Origin of the sequence: Streptomyces sp. OR43 (assembly GCF_008042275.1) — a bacterium.
Lineage (GTDB): Bacteria > Actinomycetota > Actinomycetes > Streptomycetales > Streptomycetaceae > Streptomyces.
In genome coordinates this window covers 1-670 of the sequence record NZ_RDBK01000131.1, presented here as the reverse complement: position 1 = coordinate 670, position 670 = coordinate 1, and the positions used below count along the sequence as shown (strand labels likewise).

2 protein-coding genes are annotated in these 670 nt (G+C 71.9%); both read right to left on the bottom strand.

Annotated elements, in window-relative coordinates; translation table 11 throughout:
• The coding region (locus tag EAO72_RS43720) for a glycoside hydrolase family 55 protein (RefSeq protein WP_261991886.1) at positions 1-306 on the bottom strand (306 nt) is incomplete at its 3' end.
• Between the two features lie 27 nt (positions 307-333).
• A partial coding sequence (locus EAO72_RS43715; RefSeq protein ID WP_459112837.1) for a carbohydrate-binding protein occupies positions 334-670 on the bottom strand: 337 nt, incomplete at its 5' end.

Here is a 670-nt window from a genome sequence, read left to right as displayed (position 1 = left end):
CGTGTACCAGTTGCCGGCGCCGGTGATCGTGACGTCGTCGACGACGATGTGCCGGTCGACGCGGTACGTGCCCGGCGGGATGTACACCGTGAGGTGGGTGCGCCGGGCGAAGGCGATAGCCTTCTCGATCGCGCCCGCCGCGTCGCGCCGGCCGGTCGGATCGGCCCCGAACGCAAGGACGTTGGCCGCGAGGAGTTCGATGTGCGGCCGGCCGACGAGCTCCGAGTCCAGCAGGTCGACGACCGTCCACGCGGCCCGGCTCCCGGCCGGGACGGTGAGCCGCACGGTGTCGCCCGCCCCGGTCATCGAGAAGCCGTTCCGGCCCAGCCACTTCTACGACGAGCAGCGGCTCCTGCTCGGCCGTACGTACCGGGCGGGCGTCGTGGCGACGGGCACGCAGGAGCACTCGGTGATCCACCAGTCGGGGTGGAGCAGGTCGGCGCCGGGGTCGTTGGAGAACGGGTACTGGTTGTACAGCCAGGAGTACTGGGAGGTCAGCGTCATGCCGGCGCGCTTCGTGCCGTTCACCGCGATGTCCAGCGGCGCCGTGATCCCGCCGCCGCGCGGCGCGTCCGGGATGCTGTAGCGCACGGTGATCGCGTTGGCCGCCGCCGGGAGCGTGAACTCGACGTGCTCGCCCGGCGTGAGCTTGACCGCCTTACGGCCGGAC